The sequence below is a fragment of the Actinosynnema sp. NPDC050436 genome, assembly GCF_040655415.1.
Lineage (GTDB): Bacteria > Actinomycetota > Actinomycetes > Mycobacteriales > Pseudonocardiaceae > Actinosynnema.
Genome location: NZ_JBFAJV010000019.1, coordinates 108,689 through 133,227, shown reverse-complemented (window position 1 = coordinate 133,227; position 24,539 = coordinate 108,689). Strand labels below are relative to the sequence as shown.

Annotated in this window: 26 protein-coding genes; 10 read left to right on the top strand and 16 right to left on the bottom strand. The window is 72.6% G+C overall.

Features of this window, described 5'->3' with window-relative positions:
* Window positions 1–107: 107 nt before the first annotated feature.
* Together AB0I60_RS33250 and AB0I60_RS33245 are read right to left on the bottom strand one after the other, a co-directional pair.
* Window positions 108–974, bottom strand: coding sequence for a transketolase (locus tag AB0I60_RS33250; RefSeq protein WP_360737051.1), 867 nt, complete (start codon window positions 972–974; stop codon window positions 108–110).
* A 20-nt stretch (window positions 975–994) separates the two neighbouring features.
* A complete protein-coding gene (locus tag AB0I60_RS33245) occupies window positions 995–1,681 on the bottom strand; it encodes a thiamine pyrophosphate-dependent enzyme (protein WP_360737018.1) in 687 nt (228 codons plus the stop codon).
* Between the two features lie 53 nt (window positions 1,682–1,734).
* Here AB0I60_RS33245 and soxR point away from each other — a divergent pair, with 53 nt between their 5' ends.
* Both soxR and AB0I60_RS33235 read left to right on the top strand, forming a co-directional pair.
* Window positions 1,735–2,196 (top strand): redox-sensitive transcriptional activator SoxR, encoded by a 462-nt coding sequence (gene soxR, locus AB0I60_RS33240; protein ID WP_360737016.1) that lies wholly within the window; start codon window positions 1,735–1,737, stop codon window positions 2,194–2,196.
* Window positions 2,197–2,265: 69 nt separating this feature from the next.
* Window positions 2,266–2,793 (top strand): RNA 2'-phosphotransferase, encoded by a 528-nt coding sequence (locus AB0I60_RS33235; protein ID WP_360737014.1) that lies wholly within the window; start codon window positions 2,266–2,268, stop codon window positions 2,791–2,793.
* 52 nt (window positions 2,794–2,845) lie between these two features.
* Here the strand turns inward: AB0I60_RS33235 and AB0I60_RS33230 are convergent, their stop codons facing one another.
* The 5 genes from AB0I60_RS33230 to AB0I60_RS33210 all read right to left on the bottom strand — a co-directional run bounded on the left by AB0I60_RS33230 (window position 2,846) and on the right by AB0I60_RS33210 (window position 6,988).
* Window positions 2,846–2,983 carry a hypothetical protein gene (locus AB0I60_RS33230; RefSeq protein WP_360737053.1) on the bottom strand — a complete coding sequence of 46 codons (138 nt, stop codon included), beginning with the start codon at window positions 2,981–2,983 and terminating at the stop codon, window positions 2,846–2,848.
* Between the two features lie 57 nt (window positions 2,984–3,040).
* Window positions 3,041–3,640 (bottom strand): imidazoleglycerol-phosphate dehydratase HisB, encoded by a 600-nt coding sequence (hisB, locus tag AB0I60_RS33225; protein WP_360737011.1) that lies wholly within the window; start codon window positions 3,638–3,640, stop codon window positions 3,041–3,043.
* Complete coding sequence (locus AB0I60_RS33220) at window positions 3,637–4,734, bottom strand: histidinol-phosphate transaminase (RefSeq protein ID WP_360737048.1); 1,098 nt, start codon at window positions 4,732–4,734, stop codon at window positions 3,637–3,639. Before AB0I60_RS33220 ends, hisB begins: the two co-directional genes overlap by 4 nt.
* 2 nt (window positions 4,735–4,736) lie before the next feature.
* A complete protein-coding gene (hisD, locus tag AB0I60_RS33215; protein WP_360737008.1) occupies window positions 4,737–6,128 on the bottom strand; it encodes a histidinol dehydrogenase in 1,392 nt (463 codons plus the stop codon).
* Between the two features lie 182 nt (window positions 6,129–6,310).
* A complete protein-coding gene (locus AB0I60_RS33210; protein ID WP_360737006.1) occupies window positions 6,311–6,988 on the bottom strand; it encodes a hypothetical protein in 678 nt (225 codons plus the stop codon).
* Between the two features lie 292 nt (window positions 6,989–7,280).
* Between AB0I60_RS33210 and AB0I60_RS33205 the strand changes: the two genes are divergently transcribed.
* Complete coding sequence (locus AB0I60_RS33205) at window positions 7,281–8,588, top strand: M14 family metallopeptidase (protein WP_360737004.1); 1,308 nt, start codon at window positions 7,281–7,283, stop codon at window positions 8,586–8,588.
* On the opposite strand, the gene AB0I60_RS33200 is transcribed toward AB0I60_RS33205, so the two are convergent.
* On the bottom strand, window positions 8,569–9,741 hold the full coding sequence (locus tag AB0I60_RS33200) for an aminotransferase class V-fold PLP-dependent enzyme (RefSeq protein ID WP_360737001.1): 1,173 nt from the start codon (window positions 9,739–9,741) through the stop codon (window positions 8,569–8,571). The two genes, AB0I60_RS33205 and AB0I60_RS33200, sit on opposite strands and share 20 nt — an antisense overlap.
* Before the next feature lie 149 nt (window positions 9,742–9,890).
* Entirely contained in the window at window positions 9,891–11,435 is a 1,545-nt protein-coding gene (locus AB0I60_RS33195) for an ABC transporter substrate-binding protein (protein WP_360736999.1), read from the bottom strand.
* A gap of 29 nt (window positions 11,436–11,464) precedes the next feature.
* Between AB0I60_RS33195 and AB0I60_RS33190 the strand changes: the two genes are divergently transcribed.
* Window positions 11,465–12,265 carry a carbon-nitrogen hydrolase family protein gene (locus AB0I60_RS33190; protein ID WP_360736996.1) on the top strand — a complete coding sequence of 267 codons (801 nt, stop codon included), beginning with the start codon at window positions 11,465–11,467 and terminating at the stop codon, window positions 12,263–12,265.
* Window positions 12,266–12,421: 156 nt separating this feature from the next.
* The gene (locus AB0I60_RS33185; protein ID WP_360736993.1) at window positions 12,422–13,363 is read left to right on the top strand and encodes a PRC and DUF2382 domain-containing protein; all 942 of its coding nucleotides are present in this window, start codon (window positions 12,422–12,424) and stop codon (window positions 13,361–13,363) included.
* Between the two features lie 58 nt (window positions 13,364–13,421).
* On the opposite strand, the gene nadC is transcribed toward AB0I60_RS33185, so the two are convergent.
* From nadC to nadA, 3 genes are read right to left on the bottom strand one after another with little or no spacing between them, the layout of a single operon-like run.
* On the bottom strand, window positions 13,422–14,273 hold the full coding sequence (nadC, locus tag AB0I60_RS33180; protein WP_360736990.1) for a carboxylating nicotinate-nucleotide diphosphorylase: 852 nt from the start codon (window positions 14,271–14,273) through the stop codon (window positions 13,422–13,424).
* Window positions 14,270–15,889 (bottom strand): L-aspartate oxidase, encoded by a 1,620-nt coding sequence (locus AB0I60_RS33175; protein WP_360736987.1) that lies wholly within the window; start codon window positions 15,887–15,889, stop codon window positions 14,270–14,272. The genes nadC and AB0I60_RS33175 overlap by 4 nt, the downstream gene beginning before the upstream one ends.
* Window positions 15,886–16,905 carry a quinolinate synthase NadA gene (nadA, locus tag AB0I60_RS33170; RefSeq protein ID WP_360736984.1) on the bottom strand — a complete coding sequence of 340 codons (1,020 nt, stop codon included), beginning with the start codon at window positions 16,903–16,905 and terminating at the stop codon, window positions 15,886–15,888. Before nadA ends, AB0I60_RS33175 begins: the two co-directional genes overlap by 4 nt.
* Before the next feature lie 98 nt (window positions 16,906–17,003).
* Here nadA and AB0I60_RS33165 point away from each other — a divergent pair, with 98 nt between their 5' ends.
* The 4 genes from AB0I60_RS33165 to AB0I60_RS33150 all read left to right on the top strand — a co-directional run bounded on the left by AB0I60_RS33165 (window position 17,004) and on the right by AB0I60_RS33150 (window position 20,645).
* Window positions 17,004–17,660, top strand: coding sequence for an NUDIX domain-containing protein (locus AB0I60_RS33165; protein WP_360737045.1), 657 nt, complete (start codon window positions 17,004–17,006; stop codon window positions 17,658–17,660).
* On the top strand, window positions 17,657–18,322 hold the full coding sequence (locus AB0I60_RS33160; RefSeq protein WP_360736981.1) for an LON peptidase substrate-binding domain-containing protein: 666 nt from the start codon (window positions 17,657–17,659) through the stop codon (window positions 18,320–18,322). The genes AB0I60_RS33165 and AB0I60_RS33160 overlap by 4 nt, the downstream gene beginning before the upstream one ends.
* A 293-nt stretch (window positions 18,323–18,615) precedes the next feature.
* Window positions 18,616–19,881: an MFS transporter gene (locus tag AB0I60_RS33155; protein WP_360736978.1), complete on the top strand. Its 1,266-nt coding sequence runs from the start codon at window positions 18,616–18,618 to the stop codon at window positions 19,879–19,881.
* Window positions 19,878–20,645 (top strand): putative hydro-lyase, encoded by a 768-nt coding sequence (locus AB0I60_RS33150; RefSeq protein WP_360736975.1) that lies wholly within the window; start codon window positions 19,878–19,880, stop codon window positions 20,643–20,645. The genes AB0I60_RS33155 and AB0I60_RS33150 overlap by 4 nt, the downstream gene beginning before the upstream one ends.
* Before the next feature lie 74 nt (window positions 20,646–20,719).
* Here the strand turns inward: AB0I60_RS33150 and AB0I60_RS33145 are convergent, their stop codons facing one another.
* From AB0I60_RS33145 to bioD, 4 genes are all read right to left on the bottom strand, one after another.
* Window positions 20,720–21,310, bottom strand: a complete 591-nt coding sequence (locus AB0I60_RS33145) for a DUF2567 domain-containing protein (protein WP_360736972.1) — start codon at window positions 21,308–21,310, stop codon at window positions 20,720–20,722.
* Window positions 21,311–21,346: 36 nt separating this feature from the next.
* On the bottom strand, window positions 21,347–21,598 hold the full coding sequence (locus AB0I60_RS33140; protein ID WP_360736969.1) for a hypothetical protein: 252 nt from the start codon (window positions 21,596–21,598) through the stop codon (window positions 21,347–21,349).
* Window positions 21,599–21,727: 129 nt separating this feature from the next.
* The gene (gene bioB, locus AB0I60_RS33135; protein WP_360736966.1) at window positions 21,728–22,744 is read right to left on the bottom strand and encodes a biotin synthase BioB; all 1,017 of its coding nucleotides are present in this window, start codon (window positions 22,742–22,744) and stop codon (window positions 21,728–21,730) included.
* A 727-nt stretch (window positions 22,745–23,471) separates the two neighbouring features.
* Complete coding sequence (gene bioD / locus AB0I60_RS33130) at window positions 23,472–24,188, bottom strand: dethiobiotin synthase (protein ID WP_360736963.1); 717 nt, start codon at window positions 24,186–24,188, stop codon at window positions 23,472–23,474.
* Between the two features lie 60 nt (window positions 24,189–24,248).
* On the opposite strand from bioD, the gene AB0I60_RS33125 reads away from it, so the two are divergent.
* The gene (locus AB0I60_RS33125) at window positions 24,249–24,488 is read left to right on the top strand and encodes a glutaredoxin domain-containing protein (protein WP_360736960.1); all 240 of its coding nucleotides are present in this window, start codon (window positions 24,249–24,251) and stop codon (window positions 24,486–24,488) included.
* Window positions 24,489–24,539: the final 51 nt, after the last annotated feature.

Below are 24,539 nucleotides of genomic sequence, written 5' to 3'. Positions count from 1 at the left end.
GGCAAAGGGTGGTTGTCTCCAGACCAGGCCACACGGGGAGAACACGACGAACCGCACTTCTCCCCCGGCGGCCTGCCCAGCGGCGAGCGCCGCTTTTGATCTTTTTTCTAGAAGAACCGCCGAGCCGCAGCAGCAATTCCCACCACATCCACATCATGCGCGGAATCGTGGTCCTCGGCAGTCCCGTACGCCCGCAATTCGGCCTCCCGGCGCACCCCCAAAGCCCGCAACCGGTGCGGCACGTCGGCCAATGCCTCAGCCACCACGTGCGCCGAGGTCCCGGCCAAATAGGGCTCCACCAACAGCACGTCAGCCCGTCTCCCGGCCACCGCCGCCCGCAACCCCGCCCCGTCGAACGGGCGGACCGTGGTCGCGTACAGCACGGTCACGTCCATCCCCTCCGTGGCCGCGAGCACCGGCTCCAGCATCGGCCCCACGGCCAGCACCACCCCGGCCGGCCCGCGCCGGACCTCCGTCAACCCCGGGCCGACCGGATAAGGCCGTGCATTCTCCCGCAACGACAACCTGATATAAACCCGGTCGTCACCGGCCAATGCCTCGCGGACCACCGATTCCACTTCCCCGCGATGGCCGGGCACGATGATCCGCCACCCCGGCAACGTGTCGAACAGCGCCACGTCCCCCGGCGCCTGGTGCGTCCGCCCCCATACCGGGTCGTCGTACGAACCACCGATGCTGACGAAAACCCCGCCCACGTCCTGGTGCCCGAAATCCAATTTTATCTGCTCGAACGGCCGTTCCACCAAGAAGGGCGCGTAGGTGTGCACCACGGGCCGCATCCCGCTCAGCGCGAGCCCGCTCCCGACCCCCACCATCGCCTGTTCCCGGATTCCCACGTTCACCACCCTCGGCGACGCGCGGAACACGTCCCGGGAAATCTCGGCCAGCACCACCGCCACGCGCGGATCGGTCTCCATCACCTCCTCCACCGTGTCCACGAACACCTGCCGCATGGAAGACGCCCCCACCCCGCTCACCCCTTCCCGACCTTCGCCACGACCACTGCCGGCCGCCCCGCGTCCGCCCGCGTGAACGCCGCGTGCAGCGCGTCCTGATCCCTTCCATCCACAGTGGACGCGTCCCAGCCCTCGACCGCGAACCGGGTGGCCACCCCTCCGGGCCACCCGTGCGTTCCGGACTCGTTGTCCACCACCACGACCGTCAGGTTCGACAGCCCCAGCCGCCCGGCCAGGGCGATCGCCTCGTGGTTGCTGCCCTCGTCCAGCTCGGCGTCGCCGACCAGCACCACCACCCGCGCGGACCGCCCCTGCAACCGCAGCCCGACCGCCATCCCGACCGCGATCGGCAGGCCGTGCCCCAACGACCCGCTGCTGATCTCCACCCCCGGCACCAGCACCCGGTCCGGGTGCTGGCCCAACGGCGAGTCCCACTGCGTCCACGTGTCCAGAGTGGACGGATCGAGGTACCCCTTCGCCGCGAGGACCGCGTAGTACGCCATCGGTCCGTGCCCCTTCGACAGCAGGAACCGGTCCCGGTCGGGGTCGTCGACCCGCTCCGGCGACACGTCCAGCACCCGGTCGTAGAGCACCCACAGCACGTGCAGCGTGGACGCCGCCGCCCACTCGTGCTTCTCGTCCCCGGACATCCGCTCGAACAACGCGGGGATGTCCGCGAAGCCCCACTCGCTCGCCACTGCCATGACCCCAGCGAACAACTTCGACTTAGGTCGAGGTCAAGCCCTAGGATGGGCCGGTGAGCAAGCTGCCGGACATGTTGACCATCGGCCAGGTCGCCGAGCGGAGCGGCGTGCCGCACACCGCCCTGCGGTTCTACGAGGAACGGGGGCTGATCGCGTCCGAGCGCACCGCCGGCAACCAGCGCCGCTACCCCCGCTCGGTGCTGCGCAGGCTGGCGTTCATCCGGACGGCGCAACGCGTCGGCCTCAGCCTGGAGGACGTGCACGACGCACTCGCCACGCTGCCCGACAACCGGACGCCGACCAAGTCCGATTGGAGCAGGCTCTCCGCCTCCTGGCAGACCGAGCTGGACGCCCGGATCGACGCGCTGATCCGCCTGCGCGACCGGCTCACGTCGTGCATCGGCTGCGGCTGCCTGTCCCTGCGGAGCTGCTTCCTGCACAACTTCGAGGACGAACAAGCCTCAGACGGCCCAGGCGCTCCCAAACTCAAGCCGGCCAGCGAGGGGGGAACCTGACCGCTTCCCCTCCCCAGATCCGCGAAACGCGCTGGCCGCACCCCCACCCAGCGTGCTGCACTGTGCGCCGTGCAAGAACAAGAACTGATCCGCCTCTCCAAGCGGATGTCGAAACACCTGCGCCACAGCCCCGAGTCGGCCGGTCTCACCCTCGACCCGTCCGGCTGGGTCGACCTGGACGCGTTCGTCCGGGCGCTGCGCACCACCCGCGAGAACGTCCTCGAAGTGGTCGCGCGCGACAACAAGCAGCGCTACGCCGTCGAGGCCGGCCGCATCCGCGCCAACCAGGGCCACACCGTCGAGGTGGACCTCGACCTCCCGGTCTCCGAACCCCCGGCCGTGCTCTACCACGGCACGGTGGCGAAGTTCCTGCCCGACATCCTCGCCGAGGGGCTGCGGCCGATGGCCCGCCACGACGTGCACCTGTCCCCGACCACCGACACCGCCGTCCGCGTGGGCGCACGCCGGGGCAGGCCCGTCGTCCTGGAGGTGGCCGCCGGCCGGATGCACGCCGACGGCCACGAGTTCCGGGTGAGCGCCAACGGCGTGTGGCTGACCCAGTCAGTGCCGCCCGAGTACCTCAGGCGGCTTCCCTAGACCCGACGACCCACCTCTCCCAGGCCCGACGATCCCACCTCGAAGCCGAACCTCAGACGAGCCAGGCGATCGCACCGCCCACGGCGACGACCACCAACACCGCCAGCACGATCGCCAACCCGCGTGCCGTCTTCCACGTGCTGTACACCCCGCCGATCAGAAAGCCCGCAAGCGCGAGCAACCCGATCACCACGTACTCCTTCGGCACTACAACACCCCTCCAGCCTCAGCACGTCTGCGCGGCGCTCTACAGCACGCCCTTCGTGGACGGCACGCCCCCCACTCGCGGGTCCGGCTCCACCGCCGCGCGCAACGCCCGCCCGACGGCCTTGAACTCCGCTTCCGTGATGTGGTGCGGGTCGCGCCCGTACTCCACCCGGACGTGCAGCGCGATCCCCGCGTGGAACGCCAGGGAGTCGAACACGTGCCGGTTGAGCACGAACGGGTAGTTGCCCCCGATCGTGAACGCGGTGAACTGCTCCGGCTCGCCCACGTGGACGCAGTACGGCCGCCCGGACACGTCCACCGCCGCGTGCGCCAGCGTCTCGTCCATCGGGATCCACGCGTCGCCGAACCGGCGGATGCCCGCCTTGTCGCCCAGCGCCTCGCGCAGCGCCTGGCCCAGCACGATCGCCACGTCCTCGACCGTGTGGTGGGCGTCGATGTCGACGTCCCCGGTCGCGCGCACCACCAGGTCCAGCGACCCGTGCACGCCCAACGCGGTCAACATGTGGTCGTAGAACGGGACCCCCGTGCCGATCTCCACGCGCCCGGTGCCGTCGAGGTCGACCTCGACGTGCACCGACGACTCCTTGGTGGTCCGCTCCACCTTGCCGACCCGGCTCACCGACCGACCTCCTTGCTAGCGGCGAGGAACGCGTCGTTCTCCTCCGGAGTGCCGACCGTCACCCGCAGATGACCCGCGATGCCGACGTCCCTGATCAGGACGCCGTGTTCCAGGTAGGACCGCCACGCGGCGCGCGCGTCCTCGAACGTGCCGAACAGCACGAAGTTCGCGTCGCTGGGCACGACGTCGAAGCCCAGGCCCGCCAGCGCTCCCGCCACCCGGTCGCGTTCGGCGGCGAGCAGCGCCACCGACCCGAGCGTCTCCGGCGCGTGCCGCAGCGAGGCCCGCGCCGCCGCCTGGGTGAGCGCCGAGAGGTGGTAGGGCAGGCGCACCAGCAGCAGCGCCTCGACCACCGCCGGCGCGGCGGCCAGGTACCCGAGCCGACCGCCCGCGAACGCGAACGCCTTGCTCATGGTGCGGCTGACGATCAGCTTGTGCGGGAACTCCTCCAGCAGGGTCACCGCGCTGATCCGCGACGAGAACTCCGCGTACGCCTCGTCCACCACGACCACGCCCGGTGCGGCGTCGATCAGCACCCGCAGCTCGTCGACCGGGATGCTCTGGCCGGTCGGGTTGTTCGGGCTCGTCACGAACACCACGTCCGGCCGCCGCTCGGCCACGATCTCCGCCGCCCGCTCCACGTCCAGCGAGAAGTCGTCCCGCCGGGGTGCGGGCGACCACTCCGTGCGCGTGCCCGCCGCGATGATCGGGTGCATCGAGTACGACGGCTCGAAGCCCAGCGCGGTGCGCCCAGGCCCGCCGAACGCTTGGAGGATCTGCTGCAAGATCTCGTTGGAACCGTTGGCGGCCCACAGGTTCGCCTCGGTCAACGGCACCCCGCAGGTGGACGCCAGGTACGCGGCCAAGTCCTCCCGCAACGCCACCGCGTCCCGGTCCGGGTACCGGTGCAGCTCCCCGGCGACCAGCGCGATCTCCGACACGACCTCCGCGACCAGCTCGGCCGACGGCGGGTACGGGTTCTCGTTGGTGTTCAGCCGGACGGGCACGTCCAGCTGCGGTGCGCCGTAGGGCGAACGCCCGCGCAGGTCCTCCCGCAGCGGCAGATCCGCCAACCCGACCTGCTCACCGACCACCTTCACCGACCCTCACCCACCGACGCCGCCGAATCCACTCCGCCTTCGACCCCGGCCCCGACCTCGACGCCGGCACCAGGTCCACGGAACCGGGCCGTCACCGCCTGCCCGTGCGCCGGCAGGTCCTCCGCCTCCGCCAACGCCACGACCTTCGCCGCGACCTCGCGCAACGCGTCCTCGCTGTAGTCCACGACGTGGATGCCGCGCAGGAAGGTCTGCACCGACAGCCCGGACGAGTGCCGCGCGCAGCCGCCCGTGGGCAGCACGTGGTTGGACCCCGCGCAGTAGTCGCCCAGCGACACCGGCGAGTGCGCCCCGACGAAGATCGCCCCGGCGGCCCGGACCCGCGCCGCAACCTCGCGCGCCGAGGCGGTCTGGATCTCCAGGTGCTCGGCGGCGTACACGTCGACCACCCGCAAGCCGTGGTCCACAGTGGACACCAGGACGACGCCGGACTGCCGCCCGGTCAGCGCCGTGCGCACCCGCTCGGAGTGCCTGGTCGCCCCGACCTGGCGCTCCAGCTCGACGTCGACCGCGTCGGCCAGCTCCTCCGACGTCGTGACCAGCACGCTCGCCGCGAGCGTGTCGTGCTCGGCCTGGCTGATCAGGTCGGCGGCGACGTGCACCGGGTCGGCGGTGGCGTCGGCCAGCACCGCGATCTCGGTCGGCCCGGCCTCGGAGTCGATCCCGATCAGGCCGCGCAGCAGCCGCTTGGCGGCCGTCAGGTAGATGTTCCCGGGTCCGGTGACCAGGTCGACCGGGTCGAGGGGGCCGCCGTCGGTGTCCACGCCGCCGTGGGCGAGCAGCGCCACGGCCTGCGCGCCGCCGACCGCCCACACCTCGGTGACCCCGAGCAGCGCGGCGGCGGCCAGGACGGTCGGGTGCGGCAGGCCGCCGAACTCGGCCTGCGGCGGCGAGCACACGACCAGCGACTCCACGCCGGCGGTCTGGGCCGGCACGACGTTCATGACCACGCTGGACGGGTACACGGCCAGGCCGCCAGGGGCGTAGAGGCCGACGCGGGCGACCGGCACCCACCGCTCGGTGACCGTCCCGCCGGGCACGACCTGCGTCGTGGTGTCGGTGCGCCGCTGGTCGGCGTGCACCTTGCGGGCGCGCGCGATGGACTCCTCCAGCGCCTCCCGCACCGCCGGGTCCAGTTCGGCCAGTGCGCGGTCCAGTTCGGCCGCCGGCACCCGGACCGATGCCGGCCGCACGTGGTCGAACCGCTCGCCGAACTCCAGCACGGCCTCGACCCCGCGCTCCCGCACCGCCTCGACGATGGGCCGCACGTGGTGCAGCACCGCGTCCACGTCCACTTCGGCGCGCGGCAGCGCGGCGCGCAGTTCAGCCGGAGACGGGACCCGACCTCGCAGGTCGATGCGGTTGAGCATGACGCCAAGGGTAAGCCGTCCGGCCCAACCTCCCGCAGGCCGCTCCCCCCACTCCCACCCCGCCTCACCCGACCGGCGACCCGCCGGCGCACAACCGGCAAACGAGACTCACGAACCCCCGAAATGCCCGGACGACCTCAGACGACCTCAGAAGACGCCGGGCGACCCCGGACGACTCCGGCTCAAGACGGCCAGGTGATCCGGTTCGACTCCACCCGCCCCTGCGGCGTGTCGACGTACACGTACACCACGGCTCCCGGCACGTCGTACCGCGTGTCGTTGCAGTCGGCTGCTCCGGACGCGTCGGTCACCGCCTCGCACGGGTCGCTGAAGTTGCGCCCGTTGCCGATCGGTTCGACGCTGACCGGCTTGTTCGCGGCGAACCCGGTGAGCCGGGTGTCGATCCAGTAGCACTTCCCCTTCTCGCACTTCGAGCTGCTGGTCGGCGCACCCCGCGAGATGACGATCGCCGGTCCCGCCACCACGGCGGCGGGCACGGCCGCAGCGGGTGCCACCGTCGTGGGCGGCACCGGTGCCGGTTCGACCGGTACCGCGCGCACCACCGTGGTCGGCTCGACCTTCGGCACCACGGGCTCCGTGGTCATCGCCGAGGTGACGACCGGCGGCGCGGTCGTCGTGCGCACGGGCGGCGCGAAACGGCCCGGCGGCAGCGCGTAGCTCCACCGGGGCTGGGCCGCCGACCAGTAGAGCAGGGACGTCAGCACCGCCAGCAGGACGCCCCACGTACCCCACCGCAGCCTCGGCGACTGCTGGAACTTGACGACGAGGTCCCGCCCGGCTTGGAAGACGACCGAGTTCCCGGACGCCTTCGCCACCTGTCGCACCCACCACTCACGCACCACGACCCACCCCGAATCACGTCCACCCCCGAACGAGCGCGACCAGTCAACCAGCCCTCCCCACTAGACCGAACACCGGCACCAGTACTACTCTGATCGGCCGCAATTCTGCGGATGCGAATATCGCCGCCCCCCGCGCGGACCGCCGGACCACCGACCGGATTGGTCTGTTAACTGTCAGGCGGGCAAAGCACCGGGAACCCGACAAACGGCGGATATGCCGAACTGTGACAAACGGGCCACGCTGCGTAGGCACAACTCCGTCGCAAACCCTGCTGATGATGGAGGCGCAATGTCCTTCAAGCGGCGCGGCCTCGTGGCCGCCGCGCTCGGTGTGTGTCTGACGCTCGTGCTGCCCTTCCACACCGTGACGGCCCAGCCGAGCACGACCGACTCACCCGAGCGGACCATGTTCGAGGTGACCGCGACGACCTCGGAGGCCCGGACCAAGGTGGCCCGGACCGGTGTCGACGTGCTCGGCCTGAGCGGGTCGACGCTCACCGTGATCGCCGAACCCCGGCAGCAGTGGCAGCTGCGCGCCACCGGCCTCCCCCTCAAGAGCCTGGGCGACGCGGACGCCCAGCTCGCGGCGCTGGGCAAGGCCGACTTCACCGACCGGACCGGGGACGCGGGCACCCAGGACTTCCCGTCCGGCTACACCGGGTACCACAACTACCAGGAGATGGTCGCCGAGCTGAACCAGACCGTCCGCGACCACCCGGACCTGGTCAAGCTCAGCAGCATCGGCAAGTCGTACGAGGGCCGCGACCTCTGGATGCTCAAGATCAGCGACAACCCCGGCGCGGACGAGGCCGAACCCGAGGTGCTGTTCACCTGCAACCAGCACGCCCGCGAGCACCTCACCGTCGAGATGTGCCTGCGCATCATCAAGCAGTACACCGACGGCTACGCCACCACCCCGGCCATCAAGAACCTGGTCGACTCCCGCGAGATCTGGGTGGTCACCAGCGTCAACCCGGACGGCGCCGAGTACGACATCGCGTCCGGCTCGTTCCGGGCGTGGCGGAAGAACCGCCAGGGCAGCGGCACCGACCCGAACCGGAACTGGGGCTACAAGTGGGGCTGCTGCGGCGGCTCCAGCGGCAGCCCGTCCAGCGAGACCTACCGGGGCCCCTCGGCGTTCTCCGCGCCGGAGACCCAGCGGGTGCGCGACTTCGTGAACGGTCGCGTGGTCGGCGGTGTGCAGCAGATCAAGTCGCACATCGACTGGCACACGTACTCGGAGCTGATCCTGTGGCCCTACGGCTACACGACCGCCGACACCGCACCCGGCCTGGACGCGACGCAGCAGAGCGCGTTCTCCACCCTCGGCCGCCGGATGGCGTCGCTGAACGGCTACACGCCCGAGCAGTCCAGCGACCTGTACATCACCGACGGCAGCGTGAACGACTGGATGTGGTTCCAGCACAAGATCTGGAGCTACACCTTCGAGATGTACCCCAGGTCCGCCGGCGGCACGTCCGGGTTCTACCCGCGTGACACCCAGATCGCGCCGCAGACGGCACGCAACGACAGCGCCGTGGAGCTGTTCTTGACCTATTCGGACTGCGTTCCGCGCATCATCGGACGCACCTGCTGACAGCCTCCACAGCCTGGTCGACCTGCGCGGGCTCGACGAAGTAGTGGGGTGATGCCCGCATCACCCCGTCGAGCCCGCGCCTGGTCATGTCCAGCAGCGTCGAGCCGACGTGGCTGGTGCTCACCACGACGCCGTGCCCGGCCAGCGCCTCGCGCAGCTCGACCACCGGCCGCCCGGCGGTGAACGTGACGATCCCCGACCGCTGCTCGCCGATGTCGCGCAGCTCCACCCCCGGCACCTGCGCGAGCCCGCGCCGCAGCCGGTCCGCGCGGTCCGCGACCTCCCGCCGGATCTCGTCCACGCCCAGGTCCAGGGCGTAGCGGGCGGCGGCGATGAGCCCGAGCCGGTCGGCGACGGCGGCCTCCCACAGCTCGAATACCCGGGCGTCCTCGCGCAGCCGGTACTCTCGGGGCCCGACCCACTCGCCGCTGCGCAGGTCGACCAGCCGGGGCCGCAGCACCTCGCGCGCCGACCGCCGCACCACCAGCACGCCGGTGCCGCGCGGCCCGCGCAGCCACTTGCGGCCGGTGCCCGAGATCAGGTCCACGCCCAGCTCGTCGGCCCGGACCGGGAGCTGGCCGATCGACTGGCAGGCGTCGAGCAGCACCAGCGCGCCGACGCCGTGCGCCGCCTCGACGACCTCCCGGACCGGGTTGACCAGGCCGCTGTTGGTCGGCACGTGCACGAGCGACACCAGCTTGACCCGCTCGTCCAGCAGCTCCTTGAGCGCCTCCACGTCGACCTGGCCGCGCGCGTCCGACGGGATGGTCTCCACGCTCGCGCCGACCTCGTGGGCCCGGTGCAGGATCGGCACCGCGTTGCCCGCGTACTCGACCTCGGTGATCAGCACCCGGTCGCCGGCGGCCAGCGGCACGGCGTCGAACGCGGCCAGCCACGACCGGGTCGCGCTGTCGGTGAACGCGATCTCGTCGGGCTCCGCGCCGAGCAGCTCCGCGAACACGCCGTAGCCCGCTTCGAGGTCGTCCTCGCGCTCCCGCGCGGCGACGTAACCGCCGACCTCGGCCTCCCGCTCCAAGTGGCCGACCACCGCGTCCAGCACCGGCCGGGGCGGCAGCGACGAGCCGGCCGAGTCGAGGAAGACCCGCCGGCTCGCGGCGGGCGTGTCGGCGCGGACGGCGTTCAGGTCGATCACAGGGCCCCCGAGGTCCGGTGCCGGCCCGCGGCCGGCTCACCCTTCCCGTCTACACCATCCACCCGCGCCACGCCGAGGGTCGATCCCGCACCCACGCGGCCGAACACCTCACACCCGCCGGCACCGCGCCCGGTACGGCGGAGCACCGCTCAGCGGGCGGCCCACTTCTCCAGGTTCCACCACGGCCCCCACGACAGCGGCCCGTGCGCGTGCGCGTCCACGACCTCCTGGTACCCGGTCCAGTTGTCGCGCAGCACGTACGTGTGCTGCACCGCCGTGAGCACCACCATCCCCGGCGCCAGCACGTACGCCTGCTGGAACTGCCGGTAGGCCGCCGCCCGCTGCGCCGGGTCCAGCAGGGTGCGGCCCGCGTCCAGCGCCGCGTCGACCTGGGAGTTGGTGTAGCCCCAGGGGTTGCCGGTGTGCAGCGGCCGGTACGCGGTGAGGTCGGGGTCGAACGGCGTGCCGCCGCCGTAGAGCAGCGCGTCCGCGCCCACCCGGGGCGTGATCGCCTCCCAGCTCAGGCCGGCCAGCTGGACGTCCACGCCGATCGCCTTGGCGTCGGCGGCGAACGCGGTGGCCAGGTCGGCGCGCACCACGTCGCCGATCGGGTACATCAGGGTGAACCGCGCCGGCACGCCGTTGCGGGCGCGGACGCCGTCGGTGCCGCGCACCCAGCCCGCCTGGTCGAGCTGGACCTCGGTCTGCACCTTGTCGTAGGCGAACGCGGCGGTCGGGTCGTAGAACTCCGGCATGGTGTCCGGCACGGGCGTCGCCGCCGGTGACCCCTTGCCGCCCAGCAGGTTGTCCACCAGGCCCTTGCGGTTGACCGCGTGGTTGAGCGCCATCCGCATCGCCGGGTCGCCGGTCACCGGGCCGGTGGGCAGGGTCACCGCGCGCAGGTCGGTGCTGCGGTGGGCGACCACGCGCATCCCGCTCGTGCCGCTGAACGGCTGCGCCAGCCGGGGCGGCAGCTCCGCGCCGTCGAACTCGCCCGCCTGCATCCGCTGCGCGCGGGTGTTGTCGTCGGGCACGAACACGGCGGTGAGCTTGCGGATCTTCGGCTCGCCCGCGAAGTGCCCGGGGTTGGACTCCAGGATCAGCCGGTCGCCCTTGCGCCACTCGACGACCCGGAACGGCCCGGTGCCCACCGGGGCCATGTCCTTGAGCGGCACGCTGAACGACTCGCTCGACAGCACGCCCAGCGTCAGCAGGTGCGGGAACGCCGCCCACGGCTTGGCCAGGGTGAACCGGACCGTGCGCACGTCGAGCTGCTCCACGCCGGTGAGCCCGTCGTAGCGGGACCGCTCGGTCGCGCCCGCCGCCGGGTCGAGCAGGGCGCGGTAGGTGGCGACGACGTCCTCCGGGCCGAACGCCGACCCGTCGGAGAACTTCACGTCACCGCGCAGCCGCACCGTCCAGGACAGGCCGTCCGCAGCGGGCTTGGGCAGGTCCTCGGCGAGCTGCGGGCGCAGCGAGCGGTCCGCGCGGTGCTCGAACAGGCCGTCGTAGATCTTGGACACGCCGTCCCGGCCGTACCCGAGCAGCGGGTTGAGCGTGGCCGGCTCGGCACCGTCGGCCAGCACGATCGCGCTGCCGTCGGCGGAGTTCTCGGCGTTCGGTGTCGTGTTCCCGGTGCACCCCGCCGCGACGAGGACGGCGGACAGGACGAGCGGGGGCAACGGGGAGCGCACGGGACCTGACACTACCTATGGTGGGTGCCATGCGTGTCGCGCTCTGCCAGATCACCTCCTCCGCCGACCCGGCGGCCAACCTCGACCTGCTGCGCGCGGGGGTGGCCCGCGCCCGGGGCGCGCGGGTGGTGCTGTTCCCCGAGGCCGCGATGTGCCGGTTCGGCGTGCCGCTCGGCCCGGTCGCCGAACCGCTGGACGGGCCGTGGGCGACGGCCGTGCGGGAGATCGCCGACGACCACGGCGTGGTGGTCGTCGCGGGCATGTTCACCCCCGCGCCGGACGGGCGGGTGGCCAACACGCTCCTGGTCACCGGCGGCGGCCTGCACGCCGGCTACGACAAGATCCACCTGTTCGACGCGTTCGGGTTCACCGAGTCGAAGACCGTCGCGCCCGGCGCGCAGCCGGTGGTGTTCACCGTGGACGGGGTCGTGTTCGGCCTGGCGACCTGCTACGACGTCCGGTTCCCCGAGCTGTTCCGGGCGCTGGCCGACCGGGGCGCGTCCGCCGTGCTGCTGGGCGCGTCGTGGGGCGCGGGGCCGGGCAAGCGGGAGCAGTGGGAGCTGCTGGTCCGCGCGCGGGCGCTGGACAGCACGTCGTGGGTCCTGGCATGCGGGCAGGCCGACCCCGACGTGCAGGGCACCGACCCGGGCGGCGCTCCGACCGGCATCGGGTGCAGCACGGTCGCGTCACCGCTGGGCGAGGTGGTCGGGTCGCTGGGCGCGGAGCCGGGCGTGCTGTTCGCGGACGTGGACGTGGCCGCCGTGGAGCAGGCACGCCGCACGCTGCCCGTGCTCGCCAACCGCCGCTTGACCACGCCCGCCTCCCCGTAGCCGCTCTCCAGGGCGGCCACTTTCTGTGACCTTCCGTACTTCCCGAATCTCTTTCGCGGGATGGCGGCCACACGTACGGGTGACCGTCGGTTTGGGTCCGTTCGGGGGGCCGGGTAGTCCGCCTTCGCAGGGAATCACAGCGGCGAAGGGGAAGCGATGATCAACCAGGCCGAAGTGGACCGGTTGTACGACTGCGACGTGATCGATCCGCACGGCGAGCGGATCGGGTCGGTGAAGCAGGTGTGGCTGGACGACCGCGACGGGCGACCGATGTGGGCTTCCGTGCACACCGGGTTGTTCGGCACGAAGGAGTCGTTCGTGCCGATCCAGGACGCGGAGGTCGCCTCCGGTCACATCACCGTCCCGGTGGACAAGAAGCAGGTCAAGGACTCGCCGAAGATCGACGTCGCCGACGAGCACATGTCCGACGAGCAGCAGGACGAGCTGTACTCGTACTACGGGCTGATCCCGTCCGCGAACACCGGTCAGCACGACCGGCTGCCCGGCGGCGGCCGGGACAAGACCCTCCGCGACCAGACGGCCAAGACCGACGCGGCGCGCGGTGACCGGACCGAGCAGTCGGTGCGCGGCGACCTGCGCGGTCAGGGGACCGAGCGCTCCGTCCGCGACAACGCCGCCGCGATGGGCACCGACCGCACCGCCACGACCGACCCCCGGCGCGACCGCGCCACCACGCGCGACGACCAGTCGGTCACCCGCTACGAGGAGCGGCTCGACGTCGGCACGCGCGAGGTCGAGGCCGGGCGCGTGCGGCTGGTCAAGCACATCGTCACCGAGGAGCGGACGGTGACCGTCCCGGTGACGCACGAAGAGGTCCGCGTGGTGCGCGAACCCGCCGACGGCACGCACGGCGGGAAGCCGTTCGCCGAGGAGGAGGCCGAGGTGACGCTGCGCCGGCAGGAGCCCGTGGTGCAGAAGCACGCCGAGGCCGTGGAGAACGTGCGCCTGGACAAGGAGACCGTCACCGAGCAGCACGAGGTCGCCGGCACCGTGCGCCGCGAGGAGGTCGACATCCAGCGGGACGACGCGGCGCGGGCAGCCGAGGCCAAGCACGCCAGGAAGGACGACCGGGCGTGAGCCGTGGGGCCGCGCCCTCCCACGCGGAGGGCGCGGGCCCGGCTTCGGCGGACCGCGCTCAGCGCAGGTCCATCCCCAGGTCGAGCGCCGGGGCGGAGTGCGTGAGGCCGCCCACGGCCAGGTAGTCCACCCCGGTGTCGGCGTACGCGCGGGCCACGTCCAGGGTCAGCCCGCCGGACGCCTCCAACCGCACGGCGTCCGCACCGGACCGCGCACCGCGCACCCGCCGCACCGCCTCGGCGCACTCGGCGACCGTGAAGTTGTCCAGCAGCACCAGTTCCGCGCCTTCGGCAACGGCTTCGTCCAGCTGCGCCAGGGAATCGACCTCCACCTCGCACGGCAGGTGCGGCGCGTGCGCCCGGACGGCCCGCAGCGCGGCGGTCACCGACCCGGCCGCCTGCACGTGGTTGTCCTTGATCAGCACGGCGTCGCCGAGCCCGAGCCGGTGGTTGACCCCGCCGCCGCAGCGCACCGCGTACTTCTCCAGCAGCCGCAGGCCGGGCAGCGTCTTGCGGGAGTCCCGCACCTGCGCACCGGTCCCGGCGACCGCGTCGACCCACGCGGCGGTCAGCGTGGCGACACCGGACAGGTGGCACAGCAGGTTCAGCGCCGTGCGCTCGGCGGTGAGCAGCCCGCGCACCGGGCCGCGCAGCACCAGCGCCGGCTCGCCGGGCACCGCCTTGTCGCCGTCCTCGCGGCGGTCGAGCACCTCGACGTCGAGCACCTCCTCGAACACCGCCAGCGCCACCGGCACCCCGGCCAGCACGCCGGCCGCGCGCGGGGTCAGCTCGGCCACCGCGACCGCGTCGGCCGGCACGGTCGCCTCGGTCGTCGCGTCCGGCCCGTACCGCAGGTCCTCGGCGAGCGCCGCGCCGATCACGCGCCGCACGTCGTCCACGTCGAGCGTCATGCCACTCCCCTCGAATCCGCCGCCGGGTCGGCCAGCACGGGCTGCCCGGTCGGCGTGAGCCGCACCACCTGGCTGCGCGACCACGCCACGTCGTCGCGCGCGGTGAAGTCGGTCCGCACGTGGCAGCCGCGCGACTCGGTGCGCTGCGCCGCCGCTGCGATCAACGCGCGCGCCGCGACGGTGAGCGCCGCGTCCTCCACCAGTTCCCGCGTGTCCAGCCTCCGGTCCACAGTGGACAGGTCGAGCACCGAGCCGACCACCGCGAGCCCCTCCGCGTCCCGGCCGATCGCCGCGTAGCGGGACATCACGCGCTGCAACGAGTCGCGGTCCGCCACCGGGGCCACCGGCAGCTCCGCCGTGCCCGTGCACCGGGTCAGCACGCCCAGCGCGAGGTCGCTCGCCACCGCCTCGGCCGCCCGCGTGCCGACCACCAGGCCCTCCAGCAGGCTGTTGGACGCCAGGCGGTTCGCGCCGTGCAAGCCGGTGCGCGCCACCTCGCCCGCCGCGTACAGGCCGGTCACGCCGGTCCGTCCGTCCACATCGGACACCACACCGCCGCACGCGAAGTGCGCCGCCGGGGCGACCGGGACGGGCTGCGCGGACGGGTCCACGCCGGCCTCGGCGCACGCCGCGTGCACCGTCGGGAAGCGGACCGCGAAGTCGGAGATGCCGGTGGCGTCCAGGAAGACGTGGTCGTCCACGCCGCCAGGGGCGCTCGCCACGTGCCGGGTGATGGCCGCCGCCACCACGTCCCGGGGCGCCAGGTCCTCCAGCGGGTGCACGCCGCGCATGACCCGCGCGCCCGTCGCGTCCACCAGGACCGCGCCCTCGCCGCGCACCGCCTCGGTCACCAGCGGGCACCGGCCGCGCGCGCCCCGCCCGGTGTAGAGGACGGTCGGGTGGAACTGCACGAACTCGACGTCCGCCGCGACCGCGCCGGCCCGCAGCGCGAGCGCCAAGCCGTCGCCGGTGGCCACCTCCGGGTTGGACGTGGCCTGGTAGAGCTGGCCCAGGCCGCCGCTGGCCAGCAGCACGGCGGGCGCGGTCAGCACGCCCGGCACGCCGTGCGCGTCCAACACCAGCAGCCCGCACACCTGACCGAGCGGCGTGCGCACGGCGTCCACCGCGACGTGCCGCTCCAGCACCGGCACCCGGCCGTCGGAGGCCGCCGCGAGCAGCGCCCGCTCCACCTCCGCGCCGGTCGCGTCACCGCCGGCGTGCACCACCCGGAACGCGCTGTGGCCGCCCTCGCGGGTGCGCGCCAGCCGACCGTCCCGCGCCGCGTCGAACACCGCGCCGCGCTCCCGCAGCCGCCGCACCGCCGCCGGCCCGTCCGCGATGATCGCGCCGACCGCGGCCTCGTCGCACAGGCCCGCGCCCGCCGTGAGCGTGTCGCGGACGTGCGCGTCGACCGTGTCGCCCTCGTCGTGCTCACCGGGCAGCACGACGGCCACGCCGCCCTGCGCCCACCGGGTGTTGCCGTCGGGCTGGTCGCCCTTGGTCACCACCAGCACCCGCAGGCCGAGCTCCCGCGCGCGCAGCGCGGCCGTCAGGCCCGCGACGCCCGTGCCGACCACCACCAGGTCGGCGCGGGCCTCCCACAGCGGGGTGCTCACTCGCCGCCGCCGGGCTTGCCGATCTCGATCATCCGCTGCACCGCGCCCCGGGCGCGCTCGGCCGTCGCCAGGTCGACGTGCACCTCGTCGCGCCCCTCGCGCAGGCAGCGCAGCAGGGCGGTCGGCGTGATCATCTTCATGTACCGGCACGACGCCCGGTCGTTCACCGCGCGGAAGTCGATCTCCGGCGCGGCCCTGCGCAACTGGTGCAGCATCCCGACCTCGGTGGCCACCAGGACCGACGTGGCGCTGGTGGCGCGGGCGGCGGTGATCATGTCGCCGGTCGAGAGGATCTTGACCTTCTCCGCCGGGACGGTGCCCTCGCCCGCGAGGTAGAGCGCCGAGGTGGCGCACCCGCACTCGGGGTGGATGAACAGGTCGGCGTCCGGGTTCGCCGCCGCGCGCGCGGCCAGCTCCGGGCCGTTGATGCCCGCGTGGACGTGGCACTCGCCCGCCCAGACGTGCAGGTTCTCCCGGCCGGTCTCGCGCTTGACGTGCGCGCCGAGGAACTGGTCCGGCAGGAACAGCACCTCGCGGTCGGCGGGGATCGAGGCCACCACGTCGACCGCGTTGGACGACGTGCAGCAGATGTCCGTCTCGGCCTTCACCTCGGCGGTGGTGTTCACGTAGGACACCACGACCGCGCCCGGGTGCTCGGCCTTCCACACCCGGAGCTGCTCTCCGGTGATCGAGTCGGCCAGGGAGCACCCCGCACGTTCGTCCGGGATCAGCACGGTCTTGTGCGGGGCCAGGATCTTCGCGGTCTCGGCCATGAAGTGCACGCCGCAGAACACGATCGTCGACGCGTCGCTCGCCGCCGCGATGCGGCTGAGCGCCAGCGAGTCGCCGGTGTGGTGCGCGATGTCCTGGATCTCGGGGAGCTGGTAGTTGTGCGCGAGGATGACCGCATCCCGCCTGCGCGCCAGTTCCAGCACCTCGTCCCGCCAGGCGGCGTCCGGCGCGATGCCGTCGTACGCACCGTCAGAGGTTCGCTCCACGTAGGCGGTAGCGACCATGGTCTCCTCCTTCAGCCCAAGGTTTTCGCCTTTCGGTCGAAAACGTGGCCGATAGTATCAGCCGAGTGGGTCTCGCGGAACATGAGGTAGTGGCCGCAGTGCTCCAGGTGAGAGCCGGATCACTCCAGGTCATGCTGTGGCAGCGCGCGCGGGAACCGCACGCTCACCGCTGGTCACTGCCCGGCGGCGGGCTCGGCTCCGAAGAGGACGTCGAGGCATCGATCCGGCGTCAACTGGCGGAGAAGGTCGACGTGCGACAACTGTCACACGTCGAGCAGCTCGCCGTCTTCAGCGCACCCGACCGCGTGCCGGGACCGCGCGTGGTCGCCACCGCGTTCCTCGGCCTGGTCCCCTCCGACACCGATCCGGTCGTGCCGTCGGACACCGCGTGGCACCCCGTCGACGCGTTGCCGCCCACGGCGTTCGACCACGAGGCGATCTGCCGCCGAGCGCGCAACCGCTTGGCCTCCAAGCTCTCCTACACGAACCTGGGCTTCGCGCTGGCACCGCCGGAGTTCACGATCTCCGCCCTGCGGTCGCTGTACTCGGCGGCGCTCGGGTACGAGGTCTCGGCGACGAACCTGCAACGCGTGCTGTCCCGGCGCGGCCTGCTGGAGCCCACGGGAGCAGTCGCCCCGGTCGGCCCGTCGGGCGGCAGACCGGCCGCGTTGTTCCGGTTCGTGTCGGGACAGATGCGGGTCACCGACCCGTTCGCCGTGCTGCGGCCACCCAGCAGCCGTAATTTGGGCACGTGACCACGACGCTCCCGCTGTTCCCCCTGGGTACCGTGCTGCTGCCGGGGACGTCGCTGCCGCTGCACGTCTTCGAACCCCGCTACCGGCAGCTCGCCATCGACCTGGTGACCGAGAAGCTGCCGGACCGCAGCTTCGGCGTGGTCGCCATCCGCCAGGGGTGGGAGGTCGGGCCCGGCAACGCGACGGCGCTGCACGAGGTCGGCTGCGAAGCCCTCCTGCGCGACGCGAAACCGTTGCCCGACGGCAGGTTCGACCTCGCCACCACCGGCGGCCGGCGGTTCCGCCTGCTGGACGTGGACGAGGACAGCGCGCCGTACCTGCTGGGCCGGGTGGAGTGGCTGGACGACGTGCCGGCACCCGCCGAGGTTGCCGAAGTCCTGCCGCTGCTGGCAGAAGGAGCCGTGGCGGCCTTCCGGCGGTACCGCGAGGCGGCCTTCGAGGACGACCCGGCGGTACCGGTGGCGGACGGCCTGGCGTACCACCTGGCGAACGACTGCCTGCTGACCCTGGAAGACCGGCAGCACCTGCTGGAGGAGCGCTCGGAAGCCCGCCGCCTCCGCCTGGTCCGCAAGATGATGCACCGCGAAGCGGGGATAGTCGCGGCCCTGCACGCCGTCCCGGCCCCGATCGCCGACCTGGGCCACCTCCCCCACCGCAACTGACCCACACCCACCCCGCGCCCGCTCACGCCCGCGCGACCACCGCCGCCCACGCGCGGCCACGCCGCACTGCGCCCAGCCGTCGCCCGAGCAGGCTGCCGCCGGCCACCTCTCCCGCCCCACCCGGCAGCCCGCCCCCCCACTCGACAGCCTGCCCCCACTCGACAGCCTCCTGCCGACGCAATCGTTCGCGTGTTGATTCGCCCTATTGTCCCCTAGTCGGATTGTTCAACAATCCTCTACGGTGTGGTCCAGCGCACACCCACACCCCCGCTCCACGTCCGCGAGGTGACGAGATGAGCAGCAGCAGCACAGCCGAGAGCGCAACGAGAGGCGGCCCGTTCGCCTGGTTCCACACCCTCGGCCGCAACGGCAAGAAGGCGTTCATCGGCGCGTTCGGCGGCTACGGCCTCGACTCCTACGACTTCCAGGTCCTGCCCCTCGGGCTCGTCGCCATCACCGCCTACTTCGGCATCAGCAAGGGCGAGGCCGGCCTGCTCACCACGGTGACCCTCGTCGTCAGCGCCCTCGGCGGCGCGATCGCGGGCATCCTCGCCGACCGGATCGGCCGGGTCCGCACCCTCATGATCACGGTCGTCACCTACGCCGTGTTCACCGTCCTGTGCGGGTTCGCCACCAGCTACGAGACGCTGCTGATCTTCCGCGCCCTCCAGGGCCTCGGCTTCGGCGGCGAGTGGGCGGCCGGCGCGATCCTCGTCGCCGAGTACTGCAAACCCCGGTACCGGGGTCGCACGGTCGCGTTCATCCAGAGCTCGTGGGCGGTCGGCTGGGCGCTGTCCGTGCTGGTCTACACGCTGGTCTTCAACCTGTTCCCGCAAGAGGTCGCGTGGCGCGTCCTGTTCTGGACCGGCGCCCTGCCCGCGCTCCTGATCATCTACATCCGCCGCACCGTCGAGGACGCTCCCGAAGCCACCGAACGCCGCACCAGCAGCACCGAGAAGGGCTCCTTCACCGCGATCTTCAAAGGCGACCTGACCCGCACGACCCTGTTCGCCGCGCTGCTCGCCACAGGCGTCCAAGGCGGGTACTACACGCTCGCCACGTGGCTCCCGACGTTCCTGAAGACCGAGCGCGACCTCACCGTCATCGGCACCGGCGGGTACCTGGCGTTCCTGATCTCCGGCGCGTTCACCGGGTACGTGTGCGGTGGGTACGTCACCGACTGGTGGGGGCGCAAGAAGACGTTCGCGCTGTTCTCCGTCCTGTCGGCCGGGCTCATCCTGCTCTACACCCAGATCCCGCCCGGCGCGAACACCGCGATCCTCTTCCTCGGCTTCCCGCTCGGGTTCTGCATGTCGGCGATCTTCAGCGGCTTCGGGTCGTTCCTCGCCGAGCTCTACCCGACCGCCCTGCGCGGCACCGGCCAGGGCTTCACCTACAACTTCGGCCGCGCGGTCGGCGCGCTGTTCCCCACCCTCGTCGGGTTCATGGCGGAGCGGATGGGCGTCGGCGGCGCACTGGTCTTCGGGGCCGTCGCGTACGGCATCGCCGTCGTGGCGCTGCTGGGACTGCCCGAGACGAAGGGACGGGAACTGCTGTGACCGCACAACTCCCCGCACCGGCACACGTCCGCCGCACCGCGACCGGACCCACCACCGGCCTGGCCGACGGCTACGCGCAGGCCAACCTCATCGCCGTGACGCGCGACTGGGCGTACGACGTGCTCCTGTTCACCCAGCGCAACCCGAAACCGTGCCCGGTCCTCGACGTCACCGACGCCGGCTCGCCGCGCACGGTGCTCGCCCCCGACGCCGACCTGCGCCGCGACCTGCCCCGCTACCGGGTGTGGCGGCACGGCGAACTGGCCGCCGAGCCCACCGACGCGACCGGGTACTGGCGCGACGACCTGGTGGCATTCCTGATCGGGTGCAGCTTCACGTTCGAGTCCGCCCTCACCCGCGCCGGCGTCCCCCTGCGGCACGTCGAGCAGGGCCGCAACGTGCCGATGTACGTCACCGACCGGGAGTGCCGCCCGGCGGGCCGCCTGCGCGGCCCGGTGGTGGTCAGCATGAGGTACGTCCCCGCCGACCTGGTGGAGCGGGCCCGCGAGATCACCGCGCGGATGCCCGCCGTGCACGGTGCCCCGGTCCACGTCGGCGACCCGGCCGCGCTGGGCGTGGCCGACCTCGACCACCCCGACTTCGGCGACGCCACCACCCCGCACGACGGGGACGTCCCGGTGTTCTGGGCGTGCGGCGTCACCCCGCAGGCGGCGGTGATGGCCTCCGCGCCGCCCTTCGCCATCACGCACGCGCCGGGGCACATGTTCGTCACCGACGTCCGCGACGACGAGTACCGCGTCTGAGGTCCGCCCCCGACGTCCGGCTCCCGAGGTCGGACCACCGGAGAACGACCCCCGAGCCGCCGGCCCGGCGCGACTCAGCCGAGCCGGCGGCCCAGGTCGTCCAACCCGTTCCAGGCCGCCAGGCAGCCGTAGGCCAACGCAGCGCCCAGCGGCCACGCCAGCAGCCCCCACCAGACCTCCAGCACCGGGGCGACGGTGAGCACGTCACCCACCTCCGGCGAGTCCGGCGGCGGGTACTTGCCGGCCGCCGACCCGATTCCGGTGCGCTGCGCCAGGTAGGCGGCCACCGCGCCGCCCGCCGTCGCCGCGAGCAGCACGACCGGCCCCCGGCGTTCCCGCAGCAGCCACACCGCGACACCCGTCAGCAGACCGGCCCCGAGTCCGATCAGGACGAACAGCATCAGCCCGTCGAGCCGGTGGTAGCTCTCGCCGATCACCGGGACCAGCGACGCGTCCTGCGCGATCACGACGTTCTGCGGGGGTGCGAGCCACGCCCACAGCCACCCGGCGGGCAGCCCGAACAGCGACACCGTGGACAGCACCGCGAACGCGGGCAGCAGGTCGCGCTTCACCACCACCCGGGGGCGCGGCGGCTCGTAGCGGTAGATGAAGACGGGCGGCACGCGAACGGGCGCGGCCCGCTCGTCCACCGGTTGTTCCGCCACGCACGACCTCCCCTGCCCGGACCCGACCAGGGCAGGTTACCGCGCGGAGGCGATCTCCCCGTGCCGGCTGCACGTGGCACTCCACCCCGCCGGCGTCACCTGCACCACCATCCGCCGCGCGCACGCGGAGCAGAACCGGGGCGGGTCGATCACCCGGAGGCGCAAGGCGCACGCGGAGTGGTCCAGCCCGGCCAAGTCCTTGCCGCAGTAGCCGCAGTAGACAGCCGCCTCGGCCACGCCGCCTGAACCCCCGCCGCTCACCACGCCTCCCATCTCACTCCACGCCATCTCACGAATCTGTCTTCCGGGGCTGGTTTCCGGAGTCAGCCCTCGACGCTCTCGCCGCAACCGCGCGCCCTGCCCGTTTCCCTCGCAGAGCACGCGGTCCGTCCGGAATGCCGGGCTGCGGCGTCCCGGTCACAGCGTCTTGCTCAGCTCCTTGATCGGCATGGAGAGCTCCTGGAGCATGTCCAGGTCGTCCTGCGCCGGCCGGCCGAGGTTCGTCAGGTAGTTGCCGACGATGATCGCGTTGATGCCGCCGAGCATCCCCTGCTTCGCGCCGAGGTCGCCGAACGTCAGCTCCCGCCCGCCCGCGAACCGCAGGATCGTGCGCGGCAGCGCGAGCCGGAACGCACCCACCACGCGCAGGGCTTCCGGGCCCTCCACCACGGGGTAGTCCTCGTAGGGCGTGCCGGGGTTGGGGATCAGGAAGTTGAGCGGCACCTCGTCCGGTTCGAGCGACGCGAGCTGCACCGCGAACTCGGCGCGCTGGCCGAGCGTCTCCCCCATCCCGATGATCCCGCCGCAGCAGACCTCCATGCCGGCCTCGCGGACCATGCGCAGGGTGTCCCAGCGCTCTTCCCAGGAGTGGGTGGTGACGACGTTCGGGAAGTGCGAGCGCGCCGTCTCCAGGTTGTGGTTGTAGCGGTGCACGCCCATGGCGACCAGCTCGTCGACCTGCTCCTGCGTCAGCATCCCGAGCGAGCAGGCGATCTGGATGTCGTTGCCGTCGTCGCGGATCGCCTTGATGCCGTCGCGGACCTGCGAGAGCAGCCGCTTGTCGGGCCCGCGCACGGCGGCCACGATGCAGAACTCGGTGGCCCCGGTGTCGGCGGTCTGCCGGGCCGCGCGCACCAGCCCCGGGATGTCCAGCCACGCCGACCGCACCGGTGAGGGGAACTGGCCGGACTGCGAGCAGAAGTGGCAGTCCTCCGGGCAACCGCCGGTCTTGAGCGACACGATCCCCTCGACCTCGACCTCCGGCCCACACCACCGCATCCGGACCTGGTGGGCGAGTTCGAGCAGCTCGGGAATCCGGTCGTCGGGCAACCGGAGCACGTCGAGCACCTGCTCCTCGGACAGACCGACGCCGCGCTCCAGCACCTGCTCACGGGCAACGCCCAGGACATCGACCTGCTCGGGGGCTGCGGTCACGACTTCTCCATAGGTTGTCCGGCACTGGTCCGCCGGCCAGTCTGCCGCACCACCCAGGACGCTACTGAGCGACGTACGTCACTGATACGGTTCGGACGGCTCCGGACAGCGCCCTGACATGCGCAGACACCGCTGCATCAGGTGAAGCAAGCGGCAACGGACAACCGAGCGGCCGGGTTGGAGCATGAGCCTTGATAGGCACGGTGGCGTCTCCGGCGGTCCTGCTTCCGGCGCACAAGTCGCCCCCCACGCCACACGATGAACCACACCGCCCGGTGAGCTGGCCCAGAAGTCCCCTCGCTCGGAGGTCCGCCCGCTCGGGGGTGCGCCCCACTGAGGTGAGCGCGCTGGCCGATGCGCACTGGCCGATGCGCGCTGGGCGGTCGCGCTGGGCGGTCGCGCTGGGCGGTCGCGCTGGGCGGTGCGCATTGGGCGGTGCGCACTGGGCGGTCGCGCGGGAAGGTGCGCCTGCCGCGGGAAGCCCGCAGAGGCCCGTGGAGGTGTCGCCCACGCGCCGCGCCCGCGCTGGGAGGTGCGTCGGCCGGGGAAGGCGCTGAGTGGCTTGCCGAGGGGCGCGTGGGCATGAGTGCCGGTAGGCGGCCGGCGAGTGGGCGGGCCGATGGGCTGAGCCGGCTGGCGAGGCGAGCCGGCCGGTGGGGCCGGCGGGCTCGGCTGGCCGGTGAGGCGAGCCGGTCGGTGGGGCCGGCCGGCCGGCGCGGTGGGTGGGTCAGCAGGTGTGGGGGACGGTGAACTTGTCCGGGTCGAAGGTGCCGCCGAACCACGGGGAGAAGGAGGTTCGGGCCAGGTCCAGGAAGTCCGGGCGGGAGAGGGTTGCGGCGCCGTCCGGGAAAACTCCGAGCAGGGGGCCTCTTGCTGCTTCCGGCAGGTCCTGGAGGTTGCAGGAGGCCGCCAGGTCCGGGGTTGCCGGCCAGCGGCCGATCACCACGCCCAGGGATTCCAGACCTCGGTGTTGCAGGGCTTCGGCGGTCAGGGCCGTCATGTTCAGCGTGCCCAGGCCCGCGTGGGCCACCACCAGCACCGGGGCGTTGAGGGCCCAGGCCGCGTCGGCGATGGTGGTGCCGTCGGCGTCGAACTGGACCAGCAGGCCGCCCGCGCCCTCCACCAGGACCAGGTCGTGGGTGGCGTCCAGCTCCACGGCGGCAGCCGCCATCTCGCTCGGGCCGACGGTGGGGGCTCCGGCCCTCCTCGCGGCGGTCGCGGGGGCCAGGGGGTCGGGGTACCTGCGCAGCTCACGGGTGGTGACCTGGCCGGCCAGGCGCACCACCTCGGCCAGGTCGCCGGGCTCGCCGGGGGCGATGCCGGTCTGCGCGGGCTTGAGGACGGCCACCCGCCGGCCGTCGGCGGCTGCCAGGGCTGCCAGGGCGGCGACCACGACGGTTTTGCCGACCTCGGTTCCCGTACCGGTGATCACGAGGACGCTCACGGGCACTCACCCTACGACTACACGGAGCGTGGTTGCCGGCCACGTTCTAGCATCACCCCCATGGGTGAGATCGTTCTCTACGGTGCGGACTGGTGTGGCGACTGCCGGCGGGCGAAGGCGTGGCTGCGGGAGCACGCAGTGCCGTTCACCGACATCGACGTCGAACGCGACGACGCCGCTCGGGACAAGGCCGTCGAGATCGCGGGCGGGCGGAAGAACATCCCGGTCGTCGTGCTGCCGGATGGCTCGGTGCTCGTGGAGCCCACCAACGTCCAACTCGCGGAAGCCATCAAGCTCTGAGCGTCGGTGGGATCGGGGCCGTGACGGGAACTGCTGGTTGGGGGCGACTCC